10 protein-coding genes and 3 pseudogenes are annotated in these 17419 nt (G+C 56.3%); 3 read left to right on the top strand and 10 right to left on the bottom strand.

What is annotated here, in order from left to right:
* Nucleotides 1–3269, top strand: a 3269-nt coding sequence (locus ACWNRM_RS11420; protein WP_485170889.1) for a Hint domain-containing protein, incomplete at its 5' end; no start/stop codon positions are given.
* Nucleotides 3270–3439: 170 nt separating this feature from the next.
* Nucleotides 3440–3772: pseudogene (locus tag ACWNRM_RS11415) on the top strand (transposase); the annotation flags it as partial.
* Here ACWNRM_RS11415 and ACWNRM_RS11410 read toward each other — a convergent pair.
* The 4 genes from ACWNRM_RS11410 to ACWNRM_RS11395 form a co-directional block, all read right to left on the bottom strand.
* Entirely contained in the window at nucleotides 3708–3923 is a 216-nt protein-coding gene (locus ACWNRM_RS11410) for a transposase (RefSeq protein WP_485170888.1), read from the bottom strand. The pseudogene ACWNRM_RS11415 and the gene ACWNRM_RS11410 sit on opposite strands and share 65 nt — an antisense overlap.
* Nucleotides 3839–4357: a transposase gene (locus ACWNRM_RS11405; protein ID WP_485170887.1), complete on the bottom strand. Its 519-nt coding sequence runs from the start codon at nucleotides 4355–4357 to the stop codon at nucleotides 3839–3841. Before ACWNRM_RS11405 ends, ACWNRM_RS11410 begins: the two co-directional genes overlap by 85 nt.
* A gap of 512 nt (nucleotides 4358–4869) precedes the next feature.
* On the bottom strand, nucleotides 4870–6873 hold the full coding sequence (locus ACWNRM_RS11400) for a filamentous hemagglutinin N-terminal domain-containing protein (protein WP_485170886.1): 2004 nt from the start codon (nucleotides 6871–6873) through the stop codon (nucleotides 4870–4872).
* A complete protein-coding gene (locus tag ACWNRM_RS11395; RefSeq protein WP_485170893.1) occupies nucleotides 6870–8633 on the bottom strand; it encodes a ShlB/FhaC/HecB family hemolysin secretion/activation protein in 1764 nt (587 codons plus the stop codon). The genes ACWNRM_RS11400 and ACWNRM_RS11395 overlap by 4 nt, the downstream gene beginning before the upstream one ends.
* Nucleotides 8634–8940: 307 nt before the next feature.
* On the opposite strand from ACWNRM_RS11395, the pseudogene ACWNRM_RS11390 reads away from it, so the two are divergent.
* A pseudogene (locus tag ACWNRM_RS11390) lies at nucleotides 8941–9582 on the top strand (transposase family protein); the annotation flags it as partial.
* A gap of 66 nt (nucleotides 9583–9648) precedes the next feature.
* Here the strand turns inward: ACWNRM_RS11390 and ACWNRM_RS11385 are convergent.
* From ACWNRM_RS11385 to ACWNRM_RS11360, 6 genes and pseudogenes are all read right to left on the bottom strand, one after another.
* Nucleotides 9649–10029, bottom strand: a pseudogene (locus tag ACWNRM_RS11385) (IS3 family transposase); the annotation flags it as partial.
* Between the two features lie 570 nt (nucleotides 10030–10599).
* Nucleotides 10600–12468: a molecular chaperone HtpG gene (htpG, locus tag ACWNRM_RS11380; protein ID WP_485170885.1), complete on the bottom strand. Its 1869-nt coding sequence runs from the start codon at nucleotides 12466–12468 to the stop codon at nucleotides 10600–10602.
* 76 nt (nucleotides 12469–12544) lie between these two features.
* A complete protein-coding gene (locus ACWNRM_RS11375) occupies nucleotides 12545–12943 on the bottom strand; it encodes an NUDIX hydrolase (protein ID WP_485170884.1) in 399 nt (132 codons plus the stop codon).
* An 18-nt stretch (nucleotides 12944–12961) separates the two neighbouring features.
* Nucleotides 12962–13639 (bottom strand): HAD family hydrolase, encoded by a 678-nt coding sequence (locus ACWNRM_RS11370; protein ID WP_485170883.1) that lies wholly within the window; start codon nucleotides 13637–13639, stop codon nucleotides 12962–12964.
* Between the two features lie 94 nt (nucleotides 13640–13733).
* A complete protein-coding gene (locus ACWNRM_RS11365; protein ID WP_485170882.1) occupies nucleotides 13734–14846 on the bottom strand; it encodes a glycerophosphodiester phosphodiesterase family protein in 1113 nt (370 codons plus the stop codon).
* A gap of 113 nt (nucleotides 14847–14959) precedes the next feature.
* A complete protein-coding gene (locus tag ACWNRM_RS11360) occupies nucleotides 14960–17377 on the bottom strand; it encodes a TonB-dependent receptor (protein ID WP_485170881.1) in 2418 nt (805 codons plus the stop codon).
* Nucleotides 17378–17419: the final 42 nt, after the last annotated feature.

Below are 17419 nucleotides of genomic sequence, written 5' to 3'. Positions count from 1 at the left end.
ATTCCGGCATCAGCATCAACGGCCAGCCTGACATCAATACGGCAGTGGTCCTGACAGGCACCTGGAATGCCGTGCTGAGCAATGGTGTCACGCTCTATCAGAGTGGCAGTGTAAGCTATCAATGGCCAGTCGCCCTGGGTGCAGGGGCAACCCTCAATGTCATGAGTGGTGCTACCGCCTCACGCATATCGGGCACCCATCAAAGCACGGTCAATATTACCAACGGTGGAACCCTTGTCAGCTCATATCTCAACAATGGCTGGCTCAATGTCAGCGCTGGGGGCGTGAGCACATCCAACGTTCTTGACTCTACGCTCACCCGCGTCTCCGCTGGCGGATCGTCTGTTTCCGATACCTGGAACAATGCAGGCGGAATGGGGACGGATTATTCGTTCGTGTCGAGTGGTGGGACGGTCTCCAACGCAACCATCCAGTCAGGTGGCAAGCTCCAGTTCCAGTCTGGCGCCAGTGGCAACGGAGTAATGCTATCCAGCGGCGGCAGCCTCTCCATGGATGGTGGGACTGTCAATAATTTCGTCGTCAGCAATGGCGGCTATGCTACCTCCAGCGGCATCACCTATTCCGGCATCAGCATCAACGGCCAGCCTGACATCAATACGGCAGTGGTCCTGACAGGCACCTGGAATGCCGTGCTGAGCAATGGTGTCACGCTCTATCAGAGTGGCAGTGTAAGCTATCAATGGCCGGTTGCCCTGGGCGGTGGGGCAACCCTCAATGTCATGAGTGGTGCTACCGCTTCACGCATATCGGGCACCAATCAAAGCACGGTCAATATTACCAACGGTGGAACCCTTGTCAGCTCATATCTCAACAATGGCTGGCTCAATGTCAGCGCTGGGGGCGTGAGCACATCCAACGTTCTTGACTCTACGCTCACCCGCGTCTCCGCTGGCGGATCGTCTGTTTCCGATACCTGGAACAATGCAGGCGGAATGGGGGCGGATTATTCGTTCGTGTCGAGTGGTGGGATGGTCTCCAACGCAACCATCCAGTCAGGTGGCGGACTTCAGTTCCAGTCTGGCGCCAGCGGCAACGGAGTAATGCTATCCAGCGGCGGCAGCCTCTCCATGGATGGTGGGACTGTCAATAATTTCGTCGTCAGCAATGGCGCCTATGCTACCTCCAGCGGCATCACCTATTCCGGCATCAGCATCAACGGCCAGCCTGACATCAATACGGCAGTGGTCCTGACAGGCACCTGGAATGCCGTGCTGAGCAATGGTGTCACGCTCTATCAGAGTGGCAGTGTGAGCTATCAATGGCCGGTCGCCCTGGGTGCAGGGGCAACCCTCAATGTCATGAGTGGTGCTACCGCCTCACGCATATCGGGCACCAATCAAAGCACGGTCAATATTACCAACGGTGGAACCCTTGTCAGCTCATATCTCAACAATGGCTGGCTCAATGTCAGCGCTGGGGGCGTGAGCACATCCAACGTTCTTGACTCTACGCTCACCCGCGTCTCCGCTGGCGGATCGTCTGTTTCCGATACCTGGAACAATGCAAGCGGAATGGGGACGGATTATTCGTTCGTGTCGAGTGGTGGGACGGTCATAAACCCTGTTATCGGTTCTGGCGGCTATCTGTCGGGCAGCCTGGGTGCAACACTGAGCAACGTTTATGTCAGCTCGGGCGGATCATTTGAGACCCAGGCCCCTATCGGCAGTTCGATCAACATTCCCGGCTTTCCATCAGTGCCCGCTGGCGCCTCTGTCATGAGCGGAACCTGGGTCGCCACCGTGCAGAACGGTGAAACCGTCTATCAGAGTGGCAATACAACCCTGACAGATCCGGTGGTTCTGGCGGCCGGAGGATATCTTACCATTCAGAGCGGCGCAGTCGTATCCTATCTTTCGACGGGACAAGGTGCCCAGATTGTTGTCGCTTCCGGCGCCTTGGTCAGTTCCTATATCGACAACGGCTCTGTCTACGTCAGCGCAGGTGGCATCACCAGCGGCAACGCCTTCAATTCCACCTGGTCTATTACCTCTTCTGGGGGCGCATCGATCGGGGATACCTGGTTTGCAAGCGGAGCCAACCATGTCTGGGAAACTTCGTACATCCAGTCAGGCGCCATCATGTCCAACGGGGCTGTGGGTCCGGATGCCAAGATGTTCGTCAATAATGGCGGCGTTGCCAAGGACCCGTCTGTTGCAGAAGGCGGCACACTCGTCATTCAAAATCAAGGCGCCGATGGCTGTTTCCTCGCCGGTTCGCTGATTCGCACTGTCCTTGGTGATGTCGCTGTGGAAGATCTGCAGATTGGCGACGAGCTCATCTGCTTCGAGAACGGGCAGGAAGTTAAACGGCCAATCACCTGGATTGGGGTCAGTCACAACACCTTCAGACCCAAACAACCTCTGGATATGGCAGGCTATCCAGTCAGAGTGCAGAAGGATGCATTTGGTGATAATCAGCCCTCACACGACCTTCTGATTACTGCAGAACACTGTTTCGTCTTTGAGGGTGCATTCATTCCAGTACGTATGCTGGTGAACGGATCGAGCATACGGTACGATACGAACATATCCAGCTACGATTACTATCATGTTGAGCTGGAGCGTCATTCTGTCATCATGTCCAACAATGTTCCGACAGAGAGCTACCTCAACACAGGTAACAAGAACTTTTTCCAGACTTCTCAGAATATCGTCCCCCTGCGCGAAAACATGCATGCGTGGAACACGGATTCCGCGCTTCCCTTGTGTGTTTCCCGCTCGGTTGTCGAGCCTGTTTACCAAGCTCTCTCGGCAAGAGCGTTACAGCTTGGCCTCAGCACGTCGCAGATATCCACTCCGCTCTCTCATGACCCGGCTTTGAAACTTGGGCTCGCCGATGGTCGGATCATCCACCCAATGCGGCAGAGCGACGGAATGGTCATTTTTGTGCTTCCCGGTCGGGTCAGTGAGGTGAGCCTCTTGTCACGCACGAGCCGCCCCTGCGATGTGGTCGGCCCCTTTCTTGATGATCGACGTTCTCTGGGCGTCCTCGTCGGAGACATCACACTGTTTGCAAGCAAACGGACCATTTCTCTGAAGGAACATCTTACCTGCGCCCCGCTCGAAGGCTGGTGTGCAGCCGAGAATGCGGTTTGCCGCTGGACGGACGGCAAAGCACGTATCTCACTGCCCGCCGAGATAGAGGAGACTGGTGCAATACTCAGTATCAATGTCCTTCAGGCTGGTCCTTACAAGCTGGATGAGAAAAGTGGATCAACCGAAAAAGAGACATCGATGCGAGCCGCGTAAGTCAGATTCGTAACCTTATCTGTCTGACGATCCGTCAGCTGGCCTGTCTGGCCGATCAGACAGGCCAGCCTAAGGGGGGATAACGGAAAACCTATCCCTCCTCAGGCTCGGAATCTGATGATTTGAATACGGATATGTGCTTCAGGCTCAGTGATGAGGCTAGGCTGAGGCTGAGCGATCTGCTTTGGCTGACGGAGGACCAAATGGAGCATGTGCGGCTGTTCTTTTCCAGAAGTCACGGCAAGTCATCGCGTTGATGATCGCTATGTGCTGAGTGGCATTATTTTGTGAACCGCAATGGTCTGCGCTGGCATGATGCGCCGCGGGAATACGGTCCACACAAGACGCTCTACAATCGCTGGAAGCGTTGGGGCGACGTGGGTATTTTCATACGGATGATGGATGGCCTGTCTGCTGCGCAAGCCGAGCTTCAGACGTTTATGCTTGATGCGACGTATTCCAGGGCGCACCGCACGGCTTCAAGCCTGCGGCCAGGAGAGGGGATCCAGACCGCCTGATCGTTCGGTACAGCGGCCCAAATTCCTGGTGATCATGAGACTGTCCTGGCGTCAGGATGAAAGCGAGCAGTAGCCCCCGGGCGTCGCAGCGGGCATGGAGTTTGGTTGTGAACCCTCCCCGCGATTGGCCGAGCACCTCGGTCGGCCCAGCATCTTTTTTATCCGGGCAGCGTAGTGATGGGCCCGGGCTACGGTGCTGTCGATCATGTCTGCCGATCGGTCGCAGCCAACCAGCTTCGCCAGCGTCTCCAGCCGCGCATTGAACACACCCTGCTCGACCCAGTGGCGATAGCGCCGGAATACGGTGTTCCACCTGCCGTAGCAGGGCGGAAGACAACGCCATTGCGCGCCTGTCCGCGCCATCCACCTCATGCCGTCGAGGAACCGCCGATTGTCACCAGTCGGACGGCAGCCACGTCCCGTCTCAGCTGGCAGCAGCGGGCCAATCAACGCCCACTCCGCATCCGTCGCCCGATCGTCTCGTCCAATGCCGCCTTCAAATGGCAGCGTTGGGTCAATCCCGCGCACCCGCGTCAAGCTTTGTCCACAAGCGCTAGCGACAATGTGCATGATGACATCCCGAGCCACCCGCACTCGGGCGGTCATCTCAAGTCAGATCACCACCATTTTGGGAATCCCCAGCGATCCATTCAGAGCAGGAAACGCTCTAACCGGCAGGCCAATGCCGCGCCCTGACGTATCGCAGCTGTCAGTATGCGCACCCATCTGCAGACCCTGGCCTATGTCGTGAAAAGAACCGCAGACGTAGAAACCAGCGCGAGATTATCCGATGCCCCAAACGATAAATCGTTCGGGAATTTTCATCGCCTCGTGTCAACCTGTGCACGTGGTCCGCTGCTGGGAGAATACAAGAGCTTCATGCCCCCATGATTTGCTCTTCCGTAGACTGACTGCGCTTTATTCGTCCGTATCCTTCTCGATCGGAGTCTATTTCAAAGTGGGAAAATTCAAAGCGAGTGCGTCACGACGAATATAGGAACTCCAGCCAGTGGAGATCTATAGATCTCCACTGGCTGGAAAAACCTATACAGTCATGGCGTCGTCAGGCGCCAATCACTCTATTACCAGAAGCTTCCACCGAAAAAATCGTTCATCCATGAAGGAAAGCCACCAACTGATGGCTTCTGGGCTGGTGTCGTGGTCGAACCTCCCGAAGCAGCGCCACCAGAAGACGCAGTGCCCGTATCACCGGCTACGCCATACTGTCCAAGCTTCTGAACCTTACCTGCAAAAGCAATGTCCATTGTTTTGCCTGCGGTAAAGACGCTACCAGCATTCGAGACATAGCTATTCGCACTGCCTTTGATGCTATTGCCAGCCGTCACGCTACCGTTGGTGTTGGTGATCTTGCGGGTCGAAAACGAGACATCCGCTTTTTCTGCACTGATTGTCCCGTTGGTATTATCGACATCCGACCAGGTTCCAGTTCCCAGAGCGATAGAAGAAGTGCTTGACTTGATCGTCCCGCCTTTGTTCGAAATGGAACTCGCGGCTTGAAGCGTAACCCCCTGATCACCTGTCACGCTACCCGTATTCTGTATTGCATTGTTCGTTGAGGTCAGATCAACCTTTGATCCTACACCTTCAATGCTACCATCATTGCTCAGCTTCGAGAGAGATTCGGCGCTTAGATCACTATTGGCAAGAACGATCTTCCCGGAGTTTTTCAGATTGTTCGTCGATTTCAGCGTCGTACTCCCAGCGGTCTTGCTCAGAGCAGAGTTATTCTTGTTCGAAATAGTGCCGCTGTTATTCAGGGCTCCCGTGGCAGAAAGATAAAGTGACCCATTGGCATTGGAAAACTCAGCGCCCGTTTTGTTCGTGATTGCTCCAGAGTTAGAAGCATAGGTATTACCATTCGCATTGGTGATTTTGCCACTATTAACAATATCACCTGAAGCCGTCATTTCCAGACCGCGTTGAGCTGTAATCGATCCAGCATTGTTGATGATATCACCAGAGGCTGAGAAATGGGCCTGCCCCTGCTGCGACTCAATTGTACCGCTATTGCTCAGATCACCGGAAGTCGAGACCGAGACGTCTTTCGCCGCAGTTATCGTGCCGCTGTTATTGGAAAAATCTCCTGCAGCGGAAAGCTGCACTCGCCCCTGTTTGGCGACGATATGTCCGGTATTGACAATATCACCTGAGGCGGAGACTTCTACATCACCCGTATTGGCAGCCATATCGCCGTTAACGCGGACACCGGCACCATCTTCATTAACGACCATGTAGATTTTATCAGCGTACAGGCCGCCCATTGCTGAAGTATCAACAGCAAATTCAGGATTCTTTTTATCTGGGTCAGGCTGCATCTGTTTTGTCTGGGTCACATCGGCATAATTGACCGTGTTACGACCGGCGACAATATTGAGCTTCTGCGCCTTGACCTGCGCACTGTCCTTTACGGTAACGGTGCGAGATACGATATCAAGCACCGGTACACTGGTAAAGTCGCCGCCTTTACCTTCAAAGGTGACATTACCATCAGCCACCTCAAGGCTTTTCAAGGCCCCGTTGTCATCAATGGTTGGCTTGCCGGTTGTCAGGGTGGCGCGTGATGTGTTTACAAAACCGCAACCTGAGCAGGAAATGCCGTTCGGGTTCGCTACGACAATTGCTGCCTGCTGCCCGGCTACCTCGGTTGTTCCTGCGAGGACGGAAGCATTGCCACCAGTCACTTCGTTGAGGATGACTTTGGCTGCCGTGCCGTTCAGATTGCCGTTTGCAGCAATCTTGCCACCAATCTGAGTCTGAGTTGCTGTTGTCGCATTATTGAGGACCAGCCCGTTCTGACCGACATTGTACTCGGTAAAGCGGTTATGCGACAGGCCTGCCGCATTCGGACCAACGATATTGACCTGGTCGGCGCCGTTGCCGGTCACGCTGAGCGTGGGATGAGCGCCCGCAGACGGATCAACCACAATATGTGGGGCGGCTATCTGGGCCGAAGCCATGGGAACGGCCGAAAGCGTCAGAAATGTGCTGGCTACCAGGAAAGAGTAGCGCAATGCCACGGAACGACGTCCGTTGGAAGGAACGTTTCTGATGAAAATCTCCATCATGATTTTATCCCAATCTGGAACAATGAGATGAGCCCCTCAGAAGGGAGAGGGCTCGTGTGAAGGGAATGCGTCAGCGCCACGTCCCAAAAGAACGGGCCGCTGGTCTTGCGAAGGCCGAGTCCGGCCCCAAGCATTTCTCCCCCCTTCTGATAGGGAGACATGGAGGGCGTCGTGAACCCAGCCCGCACAATTCCAAAATCCAGAGCTGCGTAGACCTCGACATGATCGAGGATGGTACGGCATGCCCAGGACGAAACAGGACATCCGGCCTGTTGCAGTGGCAACTGCCATGAGAAATCGTTTCTCATGTAAAGGCCCTGGTTTCCGAGGAGGATATTCTGAAGAAATCCACGAACGGTATAGGGACCACCAATCTGCAACTGGTTGATCGGAAACTGATATCTGGTGCTGTATTCAGCATGCAGCGTCGTGTGCCAGAGAATGTGTTCCGGCAAGGGCTTGTAACCATCGATGTCTATCGAGGGGCGCAAGAACGACGTATGCGGTTCGGTGCTGGCAGGTGCGCGGAAGTAAGACCAGGTACCGGCCCCGTCAAAAGCAATCTTGGTGCCAATAGTGGCATACCAGAGAGCGTGCCAGGCGCGTAACGATTCACTAGCCTGTACATTGACATAAGCCTGCCGCCCACGGGTGACTTCAATCGTTTCATCTTCAAGTTTTGATCCGAAAGATTTCTGCTCGAAGGACGCCTGAAGCGTTGTCACACCAAGACTATTGCGCGCGACAACTCGCGAAGCACCGATAATCCAGTCATTGCGCAACCCGCGCACTGTGAAAACGTCTGACCATACCGGCAGCGGGTAATTATCCTGTGAGCGCCACCATGAGCCAAATACGGTCCAATAGCCAAAAGGGATAGCGCCGCTGGCCATAAGAAAGGATGTGCCTCTCTGGCCTGCATTCCCCATAAGGGAATGATCATATTCTACCGACCACAGATCCGTCATGCCGAGCGGGTTTTCCGCAGTCAGCAACGCATGACCCATCTGCCGCCCGGTTATTTTTTGTGAGTAGTTATCAACCCATACTTGGCCATGAAGAACACGAGTTTTTGGTGAACTTACCACCACATCGGATAGGCCTGGCTGGGCGCCGGGCTCAATCCGGATTTTGGCCGATGAATGGGGCAAACGACTGATATTTTCGATTCCCTGCTCAAGGGCATGTAGGTTGAGCGTCTGGCCTTTGATATCCGGAAAGGCCATTTCTCCTAGAAGACGGGGAGGTCTTCCGATGATTTTGAGCGCGCCAATTCGTCCTTCAACAAGCACGATCGTCAGACGACCAGATGAAAGCCTTTGGTCAGGCAGATAAGCACGCGAAGTGATGTATCCACGACTGATGAAAGCGCCATTCAAGTATTTCACCAGTGCATTAACGTCTGCCACGCTCAGGCATTTATTCTGATAGACTTCAATTATTTTGCGAATATCAGAACGGATGAGGATCGTATCCCCCTTGATATCGATGTGCTTCACCGGGAAGCACTTCTGAACCCCCGGCCGATTTAGAACCGGTCGTTCTTCTTGTGGAAGATCACTACCTGGCGGCGCCAGGAGATCCAGTTGCATCTTGCGCTGCTGAAAATCCTGGAACTGGTTTTGAGAAGCACCAGCCCCGCCTGGAATAGAAGATGCAGGCATAGTTTGGGAGCGAGCGGGTACATTGAGGAACTGGAAAACAAAAAATAAACCGAAAGCAAATTTCGATTTTTTATATTTTCCAAAGTTACTTTTCATCACGCCATAACCCGCAAAATTCCTGTCTTATTAGTCAGAACTATATTTTTTTACCTAAGTTAATAATTGTCACGCTGTCATATTGTTTAGAAATCAAAAAAATTTTACATTATTTTTTGTTTCCAATAACGTTTTATTTATTCAATACTTTTGCAATACCTATCGGATCTTTGTTAGAGTGTGGTTCAATCCATGAATTTCGACACCGGATCGGAAGGCCGAAAGTGCCCGTATGACGAAGGGTGCTGTCACATCAGCTTTTTAGTCCCGTGTTTTGGTGGTGTCGTTTCGCGAGCATGGAAGCCCTATGAGACAGATACGTCATGGGAGCCCACGACCATGTACACAGTGCGAGCAGCAATACAGGGATCGCGGCCGTCGCTCCCGACGCTGAGCGAGGCGTCAGGCATCGTCCCGGAAATCATTATGAAATAGCGAAAGCATCGGACGGTTGAGGATCAGAAAACCGGCCCCAAGGAATGGCGCTCAACAGTCCTTTCCGAGACGAACAAGGCGATATTGTAGTGTTTCGACGCCATACATTGCTGCCGAGGGATGACTGCCCTTGCCCCCTGCAAGCCAGCATTCCCTATCTGACATATTTGGCTCTTCATCGCTGTGTTTAGCGTCACGAGATCTCACGGCTGCCAGCCATTGAGGGAGACAAGCCCAAACGACAGCACTTCAGACGCGACCCGATTGGGTTCTTCCATCTTGATATCGCGGAGGTCCAGACTGCTCAGGGCAAGCCCTATCTCGTCATTGCCATCAACCGGACCAGCAAATTCGTTATCACACAACTGGTCGTAAAAGCCGACCGGAAGACGCCTTAAAATATCTCAAACGTTTCCCGAGTGTTATTTCTTGGTGGATCCACACCATTCTGAATGACAAAAGGCTCCAGTTCGCTGAACAGCCTCGTAATTGCAGTATAGTCTGGCCGTATCCCCAGGGAGGGCATCCCCTCGGATAGCTTTGCAGGTCCGATAAGCCATAGCAGTTCTATTTGTTGTGATGCCGCCAGGTTGACGGTGTTGCTGTTGGCTATTGGGGCCGGGGTTACTCCGGGACCTAATGCCGTCGGCGCGTCGTGATACGCCTCACTCGACATTCGCCCAGCCAAAGGCGGACGCTGCACGTTTTGATGTGCGATTCAGGCGGCGAGTCCGATCGGTAGCTCCGAACCGGTTGCGAACGCGTGCAGACAGACGCACTCGTGTGTCAAAGACCGCCACAGGCGCTCGATAAAGACGTTGTCGAGCCAACGTCCTCATCCGCCCATGCTGATACGGATCAGGCGCGTTTGCAGCACGTTCGTAAACCAGGGCGTCGTGACTTGTGAGGTCTGATCCATGTTGAAGATCTTCGGTGCGTCGTAGCGCACCAGGGCCTCTTGCCGCATCACTGACAGCCGAGGCCGCTTCAGGTCGATCGTTTGCCGTCCCTGATCATGCCCAACCGTACAAAGGTATCTCGCAAAAAATCACGTTCCACCAGTCATTGGCCAATCCTTGCATGACGCTTCTTCATGTCGGCTGGACTGGCTGTCGCCTCCGCGGTCGCTTTGCCAATGAAGATGCTCACGATGTCTCCAATCGCCTGGCGCTTTCGTTGTGTAATCGTCGCCTGATGTAAACCGCGCTTCAACGCCAGCTCAGACAGCGTCTGAGCTGGACGGTCTATAGCTTACGCCCTTATCCTAAAAGTGGCGACCACCTCCAACATTCATCATCAATTCAACCCGTCAACCCCCTGGATCACACATCTGCCCCGATGCAGGAGGTGCATCGCTAAGCCTCAACTTTCTTGTTGTTCTGGATGGGTAGTGGGTGTCGCGCAAGCGACCACAAAAAAAGGCCCGGACCTTAGGTCCGGGCCTTTTTCAACGTGATGTCATGCCTGCACAGACGCTTTGCGCCGATCACCGGTATCAGACATTCGACGCATCGTGATCGGCGGGAATGATTCAGGCTGTGGCAGCGCTCGTCAGCATGGCGGTCAGGCGCTGCGCGAAACCGGCGGCGTCTGGCAGGGTCTCTCCATCCTGAATACGGGCGACATCCAGTAGAACGCGGGCGAAATCGGCCACACTCTCACCTTTTTCCACCCGTGCTGCGAGATCACGGATGAGCGGGTGATGCGGGTTGATCTCCATGATCGGCGCAGAAGGCGGCATGCCCTGACCCGAGCGGCGCATCAGACGCTGCATCATCAGATCGGGACCGCCTTCGCTTGTGATCACCACAGCGCTGCCGACCAGACGCACCGTGCCACGCACATCCTTCACGTCCTCGCCAAGGGCTTCCTTGAGCGCAGGGATCAGCTTTTCGAGATCCGCAGCCTCGCCTTCCGGCGTTGGGGCTTCAAACTTCTCAAGATCGCCGTGGGCCTGATTGATGGATTTCAGGGTCTTGTCTTCATAGGAAGACAGACGATCGGGCCAGAAACCATCGACCTGATCGGAGAGCAGCAGCACCTCGATGCCACGGGCACGGAAGCCTTCGAGCTGCGGTGAGGCAGCCAGCGCCTCGGCGTTTTCACCCGTCAGGTAATAGATCGATTCCTGACCCGGCTTCATGCGCGTCAGATAGGCATCGAGCGTGGTCGGATCGTCAGACGCCGTGGAACGGAAGCGCGACAGGGCAGCGAGCTCCTGACGATGCTCGGAATCCTCCCAGATGCCTTCCTTGATGATCGGGCCGAAATTTTCCCAGAACGTGCCGAAGGACTCGGCATTTTCCGTGTCCTTGGCGCGGTTCTTGATTTCGGTCATCACGCGCTTGGTCACGGCCTTGCGTATGCGCTGCAACACGGGGGTCGATTGCAGCATTTCACGCGAAACGTTCAGCGGCAGATCTTCGGTGTCGACAACGCCCTTCACGAAGCGCAGCCAGGCCGGCAGGAGCTCGGCTTCATCGGTGATGAACATGCGGCGCACATGGAGATGCACCTTGCTCTCACGCGACTGCTCCATGAAGTCGAACGGGCGCGCACCGGGAATGAACAGCAATGCCGTAAATTCGGTCGTGCCTTCCGCGCTCCAGTGCAGAGTCGCATAAGGTTCGTCGAACTGATGGGCAACGTGGCGGTAGAACTCGGTGTACTGCTCGGGCGTGATGTCGGATTTCGACTTGCGCCACAGGGCCGTACCTTCATTGGCCGATTTGTCTTCCTCACCCTCACGCAGCGTGATCGGCCATGAAATATGGTCGGCCCACTTGCGGATGATCGAGCGCAGGCGCCAGGCGTCGAGGAATTCATCGGCATCGGTTTTGACGTGCAGGATGATATCTGTGCCGGGCTGTTCACGCGTGGCTGGCGCAATGGTGTAGGCACCCTTGCCATCAGACGACCACTGCCACGCCTGATCGGAACCGGGCTGGCGCGAAATCACGTCCACCTTGTCGGCCACCATGAAGGCGGCATAGAAGCCGACGCCGAACTGGCCGATCAGGCTGGGGCGGTCTTCCGGCTTGGCGCTGTTCAGCTTCTCGCCAAAAGCGCGTGTGCCGGAGCGCGCGATCGTGCCGAGATTGCTCGCGAGATCCTCGCGGCTCATGCCTGCGCCATTATCGCTGATGGTCAGCAGGCGGGCATCCTTGTCGGGATGGATGCGAATGGCGGCGTCGGCCGGAAGAGCCTTGGCGGCATCGGTCAAAGCCTCGAAACGACGCTTGTCGGAAGCATCGGCGGCGTTGGCCACCAGCTCACGCAAAAAGATCTCGCGCTCAGAGTAAAGCGCATGAACCACGAGATCGAGCAGACGCCCGACTTCTGCGCTGAATTCATGCTTCTCGGCGCCCTGGACCTGATCTTTTTCGGTGTTTTCGGTCATGGAGATCCCTCAAGACTGTGATGGTGCCTCAACGGCACCGATTTGCAGGGAGAAGTAGAAATGCTGCCGTCTTTTTTCAAGGGAGGCTGGCATAGAGAGGCAGGACGAATTCACGCGTGAGGGGCGCCAGAACCAGGCCTTGTGCGTCCTTGGGCGTGACCCAGCACGCCTCCTCGATCTCGGCGGCGATGATGACAGGGCCTGACCAGGGCAGGGCGAACAGATCGGCGCGTACGACATGGCCTGGCTCGTTGGCTGCCGGGGCTTCGATCTGCCTGATGAAGTGGCACGAACTTGCCTCTGGCGTGATGCCCAGCTCCTCGTCGATTTCGCGTAAAAGCGCGGCCAGCGGGGTCTCGCCTGGCTCGATCTTGCCGCCAGGCTGCATGAAGGCCTGCGTACCCCGTTTGCGTACCAGCAGAAGATGGCCCGCCCCGTCATGCAACAGGGCGGCGGCGATGGTGATGACAGACATGGTTTTTTTTCGACTGTCTCAGCCGGCGTTGTCGCCCAGAATGGACAGGCGGCCATCGGGCAGACGATGGGCCTTGAGCGCCTCGTAACCCGGCACAGTGGGATGGGGCACATCCACCTCATGGGTATGGGTGGCTGTGATCACCACCACACTGGCGCCTGCGGCCTCGCCCGCCTTGATGCCGGCAGGGGCGTCCTCGAACACAGCGCAGTCTTTGGCCTCGAAACCCAGACGTTGCGCGCCGAGCAGGAAGCAGTCAGGGGCCGGTTTGCCATTGGGGGCATCTTCCGCGGTGATCAGGATTTTCGGCAAAGGCAGTCCGGCAATCTCGATGCGTTTGAGCGCAAGCTCACGCGAGGCTGAGGTGACGATGGCCCAGCGATCGGCAGGCAGGCTGTTCAGAAATGCCGTGGCACCCGGAATGGGGTCGATGCCATGCGTATCTTCCAGTTCGCGGCTGGTAATCCAGTGCGCTTCGGTGACAGGATCAACGCCCGGCAGTTTCTGACGGCGTATGGTTTCGACGGTCTGAACACCATGAATGGTGGGAAGGAATTTCTCGACATCCAGACCGTGCTTCTGGGCCCAGAGGGTCCATACGCGCTCTGCCGCGATGATGGAGGTCAGGATTGTGCCATCCATGTCGAACAGGAAGGCGTCGAAGGCTTTACCGGGAAACAGATCGTGCGCGGCCAAGGGAGTTCTCCATCATGAGGGCAGGATAGACAGGGCGCAAACCCTGCATGACCTGTTCAACGCAGGCAAGTTTGCGCCGGATCAACTTATCAATTCATCCCGCCGTATCGACGGCCAGTCGGCCAAGGGCCGGATCATCCGTAAAGAAGCCGTCCAGCCCCATATCAAGATAGCGCTTTACCTCGGCAATCATGCCTTGCGGGTTGCGGGCGTTCAGCGCGCCCCCATCGCGCAGTTCCTTCGGCAGGAAATAGTTCTCAGGGCGCGCCGTGTAGGAATGAACCAGCAGCCCGGCTTCATGAGCGTCGGTGATCAACGAGGTGGGCGTACCCCATGAGCCGTCGGGTTTGCGCGGGATCAGATCGGTATTGGACGGGCCGATCACATCAGCAAAGCGGCGTATCTCGCGCAGGCCTTCCGGCTTCATGAAATCGCCGAAGCGCCTTGCATCGCTTTTGCCCAGCAAATCCGGCGGTGTCTGGTCAGGTCCACCCATCAGGAACATGACCCGCGCCTGAGGGTTGATGACGCGCGTCTTGTCGCTGATCGCTCGCAGATTGGTGGTCTCGAAAGACTGGAGTTCCAGAGGGGCCTGGCGGGTATATTCATGCGCTGCGATGGTGCGCAGGAATGTGGTCTCCGGGTCCAGACCGAGGCTGTGGAAATGGGTGGAGTTCTTGATTTCGGGAATGAGCCCGAACACCTTGCCACGCGCGGCGGATTCACCGGCCACGAAATCGATCACCTCCTCGAAGGTCGGCACATCGAAATGCCCGTCATAGCGTGTGTTATGCGGGCGAAGCTGCGGCAGGCGCTCCTTTGCCCTCAGGGTCTTGAGTTCAGCGAGGGTGAAATCGGTGGTGAACCAGCCGGTCTCTTTCTGTCCGTCAATGGTCAGGCTGCGCTTGCGGGTGGCGAATTCCGGGCGCGAGCCAACATCGGTGGTGTCGGCAATATTGCTCTCATGGCGCACGATCAGCACGCCGTCTTTCGTCATGACCAGATCGGGTTCGATATAGTCGGCACCGTCTTCCATTGCCTTGGCGTAAGAGGCCAGCGTGTGCTCAGGCCGCAAGGCAGAAGCCCCGCGATGGGAAAAGACGAGTGGTTTTGGCGCCAGAGACGGAGCCGCGAAGGAGCGCGAGGCAAAGGCCGGTGCACAGAATCCGGCAGCGCCAAGAGTGAGAGCGTGACGACGTGACAGCAAATCGAACCTCCTCAGGCCCGCTCCCGCAAAAGACAGGCGCGGGAGGAGGCATTTTGAAAGAAGGACGACGCGGCCCTCTCGATCGGGCAGCGTCGTTCCTGTGTCGGGCTATGTTACCAGTTGGCGCTCAGCGTCAGGAAATACATGCGCGGTGCAATGGGGTAGGCCGTGAACTGACCTGAAGTCTGCGTTGTGCTGACCGTGGACCAGCCACGCGTATTGGTCAGGTTGGTGATGTTTCCCTGAACGCGCAAGGCAGGAATATGGGGGATACCGTGAATGGTGTAGCCCGCATTCATGCTGAACTGTGCGGTCGGCGAGGCCCAGAGATCATTGGTATAGGTGGTGTAGCGCTTACCCATAACATCACCGATGAACTGGCCGTAGAAATTGCCCCAGTTCGTGGTGGCGACGAATTTTTCGGTCCAGTCCGGCTGACCCGCCACATTGCGGCCTGCAATGCGGATGGTGGACGTGCCGGAGTTGTAATTGTCGTTATAGACCGACTTGTTATAGCTCAGCCCGTTATAGATCGAGAAATGTGGGCCGAACTGCGCGGTGAAGGAGAAATCCATGCCGTCTGTCGTGACTGAGCCCACATTGGCGAGTGTCGTGGCCGAACCGATGATCGAGGACAGCGATTGCGTGGTGGCAATGGCGACCAGACGGTTCGAGAAATGCACATGGTAGTATTCGGCCTGTGCCGAGATATCGGTGAGTGGGCCGAGATTGACATGGTGATGGGTGCGCAGGCCGGTCTCATAGGTCCATGAGGTCTCGACCTTGCCATGTTTTTTGAAATCCTCGAAAGCGGCCTGGCTTGTGGCACCCCAGGGGGTGGCATTGCCGTAACCGGCACTCTGATAGGAACGCATGTTTTCCTGAATATTGGCGAACCACTGCTCGTTCGGCGTAATGTTCCACAACGCACCGAAAGACGGCAGGAACGGCTTGACTGCGGCAATCGTGCCGCCCGGTACGGTCACGGCTGTTGCCGGTGAGAGCGATCCTGGCTTGCCAGCCACAGGCAGGGTGCCGTTGGTGTAGACCAGTTCGGATTTGAAGCCTGCCGAGAGGGTAAAGTTCTTCGTCACCTTCCAGCTGTCCTGCAGATGGGTGGTGAAGGTGTTGGTATAGAAATAGTTGGTGTACTGCTTGATCAGGGCATCCTGCTGGCGGTCATAAGGTGTGGTCGGGTTGTTTGCGTCCAGCGGATACCAGCGACGGGCCTGCGTGTTGTTGTTGCGCTCGTACCAGCCCCCGACCTCAAGGTCGTGATGGCCCAGCTTGTAGCGCAGCGTGGTGATCAGGCCGCCGCGATTATCCCAGTATTCGGTCGTGCGCGTGGCATAGCCCGAGCCGCCGAACACGTTGCTGAGCTGGCTGGCGCTCTGATTCGGGAAATAGGCGCTGAACAGCGTGGGCAGACCTGCCGCCGTGATCGGACCCGCTACAACGCCCTCACCCAGATTGTGATGGTAATAGAGCTTGTTGTCCCAATGCAGGTTGGCATTGAAGTCGTGCTGCCAGCCCAGATAGGTCAGAAAATCCTCGCGCTGGGCGGCGGAATAATAATTGCGGTAGTTCAGCCCGGCATTCTTGTAGGCGGCCGAATTCAGGTACAATTTGGCGTAGCTGAAATCCGGATAGGTGAAGGGGCGCACATAGGTGCCATAGCCGTTGGGCAGCACGATGCCGTCTTCATTGGGTTCGACCTTGTCGGACCAGTCGAAGAAATAGGTGATCTTGTCCTTGCTGCCCTTGTGCACGAACTTCGCATTGACCTGATTGCCGCCCTGATGGCCGGCAAAGTCCCAGGCGCGGGCATCCTGCCGCGCCCATGAGATATAGGCCGAGTTGCCATTACCGAAATTGCCTGTATCGAACCGGGCAAAGGTGCGGAAGGTCGAGAAGCTGCCGAAGGTCTGATCGAGCTGACCACCCATTTTCTGCTTGGGGTCGAGCGAGGAGAACAGCAGCGTTCCGCCCAGATTGGAGGTCGAGGCCGTGCCGAGTGCGCCAGAGCCGGTCGCCACTGTGGCATTGCCCACGTTCTCGCTGATCACGGCGCGCTGTGGCGACAGGCCGTTATAGTTGCCATAGGCCTGATCACCCAGCGGAATACCATCGAGCGTATAGCCAAGCTGGTTCTGGTTGAAGCCGTGAATGAACAGCGATGAGTTCTGTTCGTTATTGCCCCAGGGGTCGGCATTGTTGAACACCACGCCCGGCAGGATCTGCAACGCCTTGAGCGGGCTCAGACCGGGCAGGATGCGTTGCAGCTGCGTATGGCCCACACTCTGCTCAGAACGCGTGCGACGCGCGGTTGCAATGACTTCTTCCGCCGGCGCGGTGGAGGTCAGGGCTTTCGCCTTGCGCGAAGCGTTCTGGGCATGCAGCTGCGAGACGGGTGCCGTATTCTGATGAACGGGAAGCTTCGCATCTGCGGCGTGAGCGGTGGCGCTCAGCAAAGCGAGGGGAGAGCAGAAGAGAGACAGCGTAAGGGCATGGCGCTGCTTGCGAAGCTTCATCAGTAAACGTTCCTTTAAGGCGGGCTCGAACGCGGCGCACCC

This window comes from Asaia sp. A2 (genome assembly GCF_057319415.1).
The sequence above is the reverse complement of the archived record's forward strand: the minus strand, read 5'-3'. Positions and strand labels throughout refer to the sequence as shown.